This is a genomic window from Rhodoplanes roseus (genome assembly GCF_003258865.1).
Classification (GTDB): Bacteria; Pseudomonadota; Alphaproteobacteria; order Rhizobiales; family Xanthobacteraceae; genus Rhodoplanes; species Rhodoplanes roseus.
Genome location: NZ_NPEX01000261.1, coordinates 1 through 8073 on the forward strand (window position 1 = coordinate 1; position 8073 = coordinate 8073).

Annotated in this window: 9 protein-coding genes; 7 read left to right on the forward strand and 2 right to left on the reverse strand. The window is 70.9% G+C overall.

Annotated features, from left to right (window positions below):
• Positions 1-1211: EAL domain-containing protein (locus CH341_RS25070; RefSeq protein ID WP_111421704.1), on the reverse strand; the 1211-nt coding region annotated here is incomplete at its 3' end.
• A gap of 798 nt (positions 1212-2009) precedes the next feature.
• Between CH341_RS25070 and CH341_RS34415 the strand changes: the two genes are divergently transcribed.
• From CH341_RS34415 to CH341_RS34420, 4 genes are all read left to right on the forward strand, one after another.
• Positions 2010-2165 carry a hypothetical protein gene (locus CH341_RS34415; protein ID WP_170149793.1) on the forward strand — a complete coding sequence of 52 codons (156 nt, stop codon included), beginning with the start codon at positions 2010-2012 and terminating at the stop codon, positions 2163-2165.
• Between the two features lie 232 nt (positions 2166-2397).
• Positions 2398-3582, forward strand: coding sequence for a phage portal protein (locus CH341_RS25075; RefSeq protein WP_111421705.1), 1185 nt, complete (start codon positions 2398-2400; stop codon positions 3580-3582).
• A gap of 179 nt (positions 3583-3761) precedes the next feature.
• Positions 3762-3950: a hypothetical protein gene (locus CH341_RS25080; protein ID WP_111421706.1), complete on the forward strand. Its 189-nt coding sequence runs from the start codon at positions 3762-3764 to the stop codon at positions 3948-3950.
• Positions 3950-4123 carry a hypothetical protein gene (locus CH341_RS34420; protein ID WP_170149794.1) on the forward strand — a complete coding sequence of 58 codons (174 nt, stop codon included), beginning with the start codon at positions 3950-3952 and terminating at the stop codon, positions 4121-4123. Before CH341_RS25080 ends, CH341_RS34420 begins: the two co-directional genes overlap by 1 nt.
• A 189-nt stretch (positions 4124-4312) precedes the next feature.
• Here the strand turns inward: CH341_RS34420 and CH341_RS25085 are convergent, their stop codons facing one another.
• Positions 4313-4918 (reverse strand): carbonic anhydrase, encoded by a 606-nt coding sequence (locus CH341_RS25085; RefSeq protein WP_111421707.1) that lies wholly within the window; start codon positions 4916-4918, stop codon positions 4313-4315.
• 157 nt (positions 4919-5075) lie between these two features.
• Here CH341_RS25085 and CH341_RS25090 point away from each other — a divergent pair, with 157 nt between their 5' ends.
• From CH341_RS25090 to CH341_RS25100, 3 genes are all read left to right on the forward strand, one after another.
• Positions 5076-5564, forward strand: coding sequence for an HK97 family phage prohead protease (locus tag CH341_RS25090; protein WP_111421708.1), 489 nt, complete (start codon positions 5076-5078; stop codon positions 5562-5564).
• 59 nt (positions 5565-5623) lie between these two features.
• Positions 5624-6901 carry a phage major capsid protein gene (locus tag CH341_RS25095; protein WP_111421709.1) on the forward strand — a complete coding sequence of 426 codons (1278 nt, stop codon included), beginning with the start codon at positions 5624-5626 and terminating at the stop codon, positions 6899-6901.
• A gap of 111 nt (positions 6902-7012) precedes the next feature.
• Positions 7013-7645: a class I SAM-dependent DNA methyltransferase gene (locus CH341_RS25100; RefSeq protein ID WP_111421710.1), complete on the forward strand. Its 633-nt coding sequence runs from the start codon at positions 7013-7015 to the stop codon at positions 7643-7645.
• Positions 7646-8073: the final 428 nt, after the last annotated feature.

Sequence of the window (8073 nt, forward strand, 5' to 3'; positions counted from 1 at the left end):
CGGCGCGTCGGCAGGCCGAGGGCCGGGGATTCGAAGCGGGGCAGGAGGCGGGCGAACTTCTTGGAGTCCATGGCGCGGGCGAAGACGAAGCCCTGCACCATGTCGAAGCCGAGCTCACGCACCGTGATCAGGTCGTCCTCGGTCTCGACGCCCTCGGCCACCGTGGGAACGCCGACCCGCTTGGCATGCTCGACCATGTCGCGCAGAAGCGCCCGCTTGGCGGAATCGCGCGAGCAGCCGTTCACCACGGCGCCGTCGGCCTTCAGCTCGACGAAGGGGAAGTCCGGCAGGGCGGGGAGCGGCCTCCACTCCGGCCCGGCATCGTCGACCGACACGCCGATAGTGCTGAACCGGAGCTGTCGCGCCACCGCGACGGCCGTATCCGTATCGGCCACGATCTCGTCGCAGCCGATCTCGACGATCAGGCCGCGGAACAGCGGGTGATCCGGCACCTCGCGGCACAGGAAGCGCATGAAGGCGTCGTCGCGCAGCACCGCCAGCGGAATGTTGATGGCGAGGTCGACGGCGCTGCCGCGGCGGGCGAAGGAGAGCCAGTCGGTCATCGCCCGCATCATCACCAGCGCCGAGACGGCGCGCCACGGCACCTCGCCGGAGGCGAGGAATTGTGCCGGCTCGACGATGCCCCATTGCGGATGGCGCAGCCGCAGCAGCGCTTCCGCGCCGCGGATGTGGCGCGTCGCGACGTCGATCTTGGGCTGGTACCACAGCTCCAGCCAGTGATTGGCGAGCGCCTCCTCGACGTCGACGACCGCCCGCGGCGTGGCGCGTGGCGGTGCGATGTGGGCGATGCGGGCGGAGAGCTGCTCGAAGCGGAACGGTGTGCCGAGCGGCCGCAGCACCGACAGGCCGAGATCTTCGGCGAGCTGCTGCGCCTCGGCGAGCGCCGGGCAGTCCTGGGGCCCGAGCAGCAGCAGGGCGGCCTCGCTCTGCTCGGCGGCGAGGCGGTTCAACCGGTCGGCGGCGGCGGGGCCGCCGGTCAGCACCGGCAGGACGACCAGGTCGATGGCCGCTGCGGCGGTGGCCGCCGACACGGCCCGGCCGTCGTCGCAGGCATGCACCACGAAGCCGAGCTCGCCGAGCGTCTCGGACAGGAAGGCGCGCAGATGCGGGCGTTCGGTGACGACGCAGGCGTGCGGCGTCACTCGGCGGCGGCCGAATCGCGAGCGGGGTGCGAGCTGGGCGTCCGACATGCCGGTTGTCCGCTTGGGCGCGAAGGATCCCGACGGCCCTGCCTCCTCAACCACCGGCTCGCCCCGGCCGAGAACCGCGACAGAGGTATTTTGATCGCCGGAATTAACCATGCGTCTCCGGACTCCCTCGAATGCAGGCGTTCCGCCCGGCTCGAATACCCGGCGAAGTTTCGCGTTTCGGCACGGTCGGCGTCGCCGGCCGCTGCCCGCGGGTCTCCGCTCGGCCCAGCATATGTTAGTTATCATATAACGAACGATATTATGATATACGACGAAATCGTGGGAAATATGCACAAATGTGCGGCGTTTGTGTTATATTTATGGTAATATCATAACCTGTGGGTGTCGATCCGGGGCGCGCAGCCGGCGGTGTGCAGCCCTGCCGCGTGGGCGCGGATCGGCGGACGGCGAGCGGCTCGCGCGCGAGCGCACCCGGTCTCGATCGTCCAGGCGACGTGCCCGTACCGGCCGAGCCGAACGTCGCCGCGCGACCGGCCGAGGAGCGTGCGATCGCGCCTCGTCCGACCGAGCTCTCGGAATCGCGAAAAGAAAGTAATCATAGGTACGGATAAAAATCCTTGACAGCGTGACGCTGCTCCAGTAGCAATCGGGCACGGTCGAGACTTGCGTCCGGGCGCTGCGGTGCGGACCACCGGGCCGGGGGCCGGAACGCCCGCCACGGTATCGCGTTGGTCCGACGGCGGCGCACGTCCCCGGTCGCCGCTTTCGGCCCTCCGCACGCCTCTCACGGCGAAGGGCTGCCCCCGCGGGGATGCTTTTCGCGAGCTGGCAGGCACGATGGCGCGACCGACCGACGAAGCCCCGATCACCAAGTCGGCCCCCGAGGCGCGGCAGGGCACCACCGGACACAACGTCCGCTACGTGCTGGGCTTCGCGCTCGGCGGCGCCGTGATCGCGCTGGCGATCGTGTATTTCATGTTCTTCTCGGCCTAGGACGACAGCGCCGGCCACGCCGTCGCGCCGCGGACGACCCGGCCTTCACCGGGCGTCTTGCCCGTGAGCGCGGCCGCCGGGACACGGCGGCCTTTCCGCCGGTCTGCGACACACGACATTTCGGAACCAGGACGGGTCCGCGGGGGCGAGCCCGCGGACGCTCGTGCCTGGTCGCGACCCGGCGGCTCGGGCAATCCGCGCCTGCCAATCTCATTCCATCGAGAGCACCGCCATGCTGAATCGTCTGACGCGCTTCTGGCGTGACTCGTCGCGCATGTCGCGCGAGCAGAAGAGCTCGCGGGTGGCCCGGCTGATCCAGCTCGAGCCCGGCGGCACGGCGCGGTGGACGCCGCGCGACTATGCGGCGCTGGCCCGCGAAGGCTTCGTCAAGAACGCGGTCGCGCATCGCGCCGTCAAGCTGGTCGCCGAGAACGTCGCGGCGCTCACCTTTCTGGTCTACCAGGACGGCGAGGAGCGCGACGCGCATCCGCTCGCCGCACTGTTGAAGACGCCCAATCCGCGTCAGGACGGGGCGGCGCTGCTGGAGGCGCTGACGGCGCATCTGCTGATCTCCGGCAACGGCTATCTCGAGCTCGTCTCGCTCGATGGAGCACCGCGTGAAATCTTCGCGCTGCGGCCCGACCGGATGCGCGTGGTGCCCGGGCCGGACGGCTGGGCGCAGGCCTACGACTACACGGTGGCGGGCCGCACCGTGCGCTTCGAGCAGGCGGGCGCGCCGCCGCCGGTGCTGCATCTCGTGCTGTTCAATCCGCTCGACGATCACTACGGGCTCGGCGCCCTGGAGGCCGCGGCCGTGGCGGTCGACATCCACAACGCCGCGGCGCGCTGGAACAAGGCGCTGCTCGACAACGCGGCGCGGCCCTCCGGCGCGCTGGTCTATGCGGGGCAGGACGGCGCCATCCTGGCCGAAGACCAGTACGAGCGGCTCAAGCGCGAGCTGGAGTCGAGCTACCAGGGCGCCGCCAATGCCGGCCGCCCGCTGCTGCTCGAAGGCGGGCTCGACTGGAAGGCGATGTCGCTGACGCCGAAGGACATGGACTTCCTGGAAGCGAAGAACAGCGCCGCGCGAGAAATCGCGCTCGCCTTCGGCGTGCCGCCGATGCTGCTCGGCATTCCGGGCGACAACACCTATGCGAACTTCCAGGAGGCGAACCGCGCCTTCTGGCGCCACACCGTGCTGCCGCTCGGCAGCCGCATCGGCAGCGCGCTGTCGCAATGGCTGGCGCCGGCCTTCGGCGAGGGCGTCACGCTGGTCGTCGACACCGACCGGGTCGACGCGCTCTCCGACGACCGCGCCGCCCTGTGGGAGCGCGTCACCGCTGCGCCCTTCCTCACCGTCAACGAGAAGCGCGCCATGGTCGGCTTCGGCCGGATCGAGGGCGGCGACGTGGTGTGACTGCCGGGACGTGAGGCGAGCGCCGGCTTCTCTCCGCCCTCGTCCTGAGGAGCGGCCGCAGGCCGCGTCTCGAAGGATGGGGTGCCCACATGGTTCGAGACGCGTTCCCGGCGCGCGAGCGCGCCAGCAACGCTCCTCACCATGAGGTCGGACTCGGACCACGACACCTCGGATTTCCCATGACCGATCTCGTCGACACCTTCGCGAGCCGGGGCGACCTCGCGCATCTGGCGCTGTTCCTGTGGGCGTCGTCGTCGAGTGCGCTCGCCGTCTACGCGCTGCGCGAGCTGGGGGCGGTGTCGCGCCGTTTCGACGACTTCGTCCAGGCGCTCGCCCACCTCAACGAAACCTTCCGGAGACGATCCTGATGGACACGCTGCACGCCGTGCTGCGCAGCCTGCGCGGCGAGACGAAGTCACGGCCCGACCATGTCGCGGTGTTCCGCGAGTTCTTCGATCATCTCGACCGCATCGGCCGGCGCGAGCAGAGCATCCCGCCGGCCAAGCGGATCCGCACCCGGCGACGCCGCGCGGCGAAGTGAGAGCCGTCACGCGATCGACGCGGCACGACATCCGACCTCACCCTGCCGCGAAGCGGCCGTCTCGAAGGGCGAGGGCGGCCCCCATGGTCGGGGCCGCATGGTTCGAGACGCGATGCGGGCGCGCGAGCGCGCCCGGATCGCTCCTCACCATGAGGGGCGCGCGCGTGCACGAACGCGCGCAGCCGCGGCTCACGTCGCCGGATGAATGCCGCCGACCGTCACGTCGAGATCGGTGACGAGGCCGTTCGCCAGCGAGTAGACCCAGCCGTGCACCCACAGCGGCTGGCCGCGCGCCCAGGCGTCCTGCACGAAGATGTCGGACACGACGTTGCGCACCTGGCGCTTGACGTTGAGCTCGCACAGCCGGTCGAACCGCGCGCTCTCGTCCTCGATCGCCATCAGCTCGTCGAGGTGATCCTGCCAGACCTCGCGGATCGGATGCAGCCAGTGGTCGACGAGGCCGCGCCGCATGCCGTCGACGGCCGCCCGCACACCGCCACAGCCGTAATGCCCGACCACCATGATGTGCTTCACCTTCAGCACGTCGACGGCGAACTGCAGCACCGAGAGATAGTTCGCGTCCTGCGGCGGCGCCAGATTGGCGACGTTGCGGTGGACGAACAGCTCGCCCGGATCGAGATCGACGATCTCGTTGGCCGGCACGCGGCTGTCCGAGCAGCCGATCCACAGATATTCGGGCGCCTGCTGACGCTCGAGCCGCCGGAAGAAGTCCGGATCGTGCTCGACCATGCGCTTCGCCCAGGCGGCGTTGCTGGCTTTCAGATTGTTCAGCATCGGGACGCTCGCTGACGCTCTCGACCGGCGCCGCCACGAAAGCGGCGCCCACCGACCTTGTAGCCCCATCGCGCGCCGCCCGGAAGGGCCGCCGCCGCGGCGTCTCCGGCCCACCCATCTCCGCGCAGAAAAATCGCTCTCGCCGACGGAATCCGCCATGCTCGTGCCGCTGCCCGACCTCGTCCGCGCCGCTCCGACCGTCGAGCCCGACGGCACCGTGGAAGGCTACGCCTCGCTGTTCGGCGAGATCGACCAGGCGCGCGACATGGTAATGCCGGGTGCCTTCGCGCAGACGCTGCGCACCCGCGGTCTGCGGCGCATCCCGATGCTGTTCCAGCACGACCCCGCCGAGCCGATCGGCATCTGGCTGGAGCTGGTCGAGGATTTTCGCGGGCTGAAGGCGCGCGGAAAGCTGATCCCCGACGTCGCGCGCGCCCGCGAGGTGCTGGCCCTGGTGCGGGCCGGCGCGCTCGACGGGCTGTCGATCGGCTTCCGCACCGTGAAGGGCCGGGTCGATCCCGCCACCCGCGTCCGGAAGCTCGAGGCGATCGACCTCTGGGAGATCTCGATCGTCACCTTCCCGCTGCTGGCCGGCGCCCGCGTGCGCGCCGTCAAGGCGCAGCCGCGTCGCCGCACCCCGCGGTGAGGCGAGAGAGCGCGCCGCGCCGCATCGATCCTCAAGCCCTCGAAACCCCAGGAGACATCATGGACATCGACATCGACCGCGTGCCCGTCGCCTCGCCCGAGACCAAGGCCGGTCCGGAGATCAAGTCCGGTCCGGAGACCGGCCTCACGCTCGACGACTTCATGCGCAGCTTCGAGACCTACAAGCAGGTGAACGACTCCCGGCTCGGGCAGATCGAGCGGCGCGGCAGCGTCGATCCGCTCACCGAGGAGCGGCTCGCCCGCATCGACGCGGCCCTGATCGAGCAGCAGCGCCGGGTCGACACGCTGGCCCTCAAGGGCGCGCGTCCGGCGCTCGGCCGCGAGGGCGCCGACGATCCGGGCCGGCGCGAGCACAAGGCGGCGTTCGACGCCTATGTCCGCAAGGGCGACGCGGCCGGCCTGCTGGCGATCGAGCGCAAGGCGCTGTCGGTCGGCTCGGCGCCGGACGGCGGCTATCTGGTGCCGCCCGAGGTGGAGCGCGAGATCGGCCGTCGTCTGGTCGACGTGTCGCCGATCCGCGCCATCGCCGGCAACCGCACCGTCTCGGCCAGCGTCTACAAGAAGCCCTTCATGACCTCGGGCCCGACCGTCGGCTGGATCGGCGAGACCGACGCGCGGCCGCAGACCGCCGCTCCGGCGCTCGCCGAGCTGAGCTTCCCCACGATGGAGCTCTACGCGATGCCGGCGGCGACCGCGACGCTGCTCGACGACGCCATGGTCGACATCGACCAGTGGCTCGCCTCCGAGGTCGACCAGGCCTTCGCCGAGCAGGAGGGCGTCGCCTTCGTGTCGGGCGACGGGACCAACAAGCCGAAGGGCTTCCTCTCCTACACCACGGTCGACAACGGCTCCTGGACGTGGGGCAAGATCGGCACCGTCGCGACCGGGGCGGCCGGCGCCTTCCCGTCCACCAGCCCGGCCGACGTGCTGATCGATTTCGGCTACGCGCTGCGGGTCGGCTATCGCCGCAACGCCGTGTTCGTGATGAACCGCAAGACCGAGAGCGCGGTGCGCAAGTTCAAGGACACGACCGGCCAGTATCTGTGGAGCCCCGGCCTGACCGCGGGCGCGCCGGCGACGTTGCTCGGCTATCCGGTCGTGGTGGACGACGCCATGCCGGAAATCGGCGCCAACGCGCTGGCGATCGCCTTCGGCGACTTCCGCCGCGGCTATCTGGTGGTCGACCGCGCCGGCGTGCGGGTGCTGCGCGACCCCTACAGCGCCAAGCCCTACGTGCTGTTCTACACGACCAAGCGGGTCGGCGGCGGCGTGCAGGACTTCGACGCCATCAAGCTGCTGAAGTTCTCGGCGAGCTGAGGGCGGCGTGGCCGAGAGGTCCGGGCGGAACCTCTCGGGTGATCCCTCCGAGAGGCGATCCCTCTTGGCCACCGTCGCCATGCTACGATGCGGGCCCGCCTACGAGGTCTCATGTCGTCCGATCATCGCTCCGCCGCCGACCGCATCGTCGATCTCTATCGGCGCCACGCCGAGGCGTGGGATTCTTCACGCGGAAGAGATCTGATGGAGAAGGAATGGCTCGACCGGTTTCTCGCGCTGGTGCCGGCCGGGGGCGACGTGCTCGACCTCGGCTGCGGCGCCGGTGAGCCGATCGCCGCCTATCTGGTGGGGCAGGGCCGCCGGGTCACCGGCGTCGACACCGCGCCGGCGCTGCTGGCGCGCTGCCGCGATCGGTTTCCGACGCAGACCTTCGTCGAGGCCGACATGCGCACGCTCGCGCTCGGCCGGACGTTCGACGGGCTCGTCGCCTGGGACAGCTTTTTTCACCTGACGCCGGAGGATCAGCGCCGGATGGTCGCGGTCTTCGCGGCGCATGCGGGCGAGACGGCCGCGCTGATGTTCACCAGCGGCCCGGCCCACGGCGTCGCCATGGGCACGTTGGAGGGCGAGCCGCTCTATCACGCCAGCCTGGACCCGGAGGAGTACCGCACGCTGCTGGGCGCGCACGGCTTCGAGATCGTGCACCACGTCGCCGAGGACCAGGGCTGCGGCGGCCACACGGTGTGGCTGGCGCGGCGGTGCTCGAGCCTCCGCCGCGCCTGATCGGCCCGCGGCGTCACTGCTGCCGGATGACGGTCTCGGTGCAGTTCTGCGCCCCCCAGAAGGTGGTCGAGCAGAGCCGCTCGGTGTTGTAGGCGGTCCGGCCCGGCTGGATCTTCTGCTCCGGCACGGTGGCGCCCTTGGCGATGGCATCGGCCTGGCCGGCGGTGATCGGCGCCGCCGTCGGGTTGGGGCCGGCCGACTGGTTCGCCTTGGCTTCGGCGACAGCGCGGTCCTGCAGCGGCCCGCTTTCGGGCGGTGTCGGCGCGGGGGTGGCGGCCGGCGCTGCCGCCTGCTGCTGCGGGCCGGGCTGGCCGGCGGGCGCGGGCGCTGTCGGCTGCGGTGCCGGGGCCGCCGCCTGCTGCTGGGCCGGGGCCTGAGCCGGTTGTGCCGCTGGGGCCGGAGCCGGCTGTCCCGGAGCCGGGGGCTAC

Excerpts from the sequence above, each read along its gene's own strand:
- CH341_RS34415 (WP_170149793.1), top strand. The coding sequence starts at position 2,010 with ATGGCGCGACCGACCGACGAAGCCCCGATCACCAAGTCGGCCCCCGAG.
- CH341_RS25075 (WP_111421705.1), top strand. The coding sequence starts at position 2,398 with ATGCTGAATCGTCTGACGCGCTTCTGGCGTGACTCGTCGCGCATGTCG.
- CH341_RS25080 (WP_111421706.1), top strand. The coding sequence starts at position 3,762 with ATGACCGATCTCGTCGACACCTTCGCGAGCCGGGGCGACCTCGCGCAT.
- CH341_RS34420 (WP_170149794.1), top strand. The coding sequence starts at position 3,950 with ATGGACACGCTGCACGCCGTGCTGCGCAGCCTGCGCGGCGAGACGAAG.
- CH341_RS25085 (WP_111421707.1), bottom strand. The coding sequence starts at position 4,918 with ATGCTGAACAATCTGAAAGCCAGCAACGCCGCCTGGGCGAAGCGCATG.
- CH341_RS25090 (WP_111421708.1), top strand. The coding sequence starts at position 5,076 with ATGCTCGTGCCGCTGCCCGACCTCGTCCGCGCCGCTCCGACCGTCGAG.
- CH341_RS25095 (WP_111421709.1), top strand. The coding sequence starts at position 5,624 with ATGGACATCGACATCGACCGCGTGCCCGTCGCCTCGCCCGAGACCAAG.
- CH341_RS25100 (WP_111421710.1), top strand. The coding sequence starts at position 7,013 with ATGTCGTCCGATCATCGCTCCGCCGCCGACCGCATCGTCGATCTCTAT.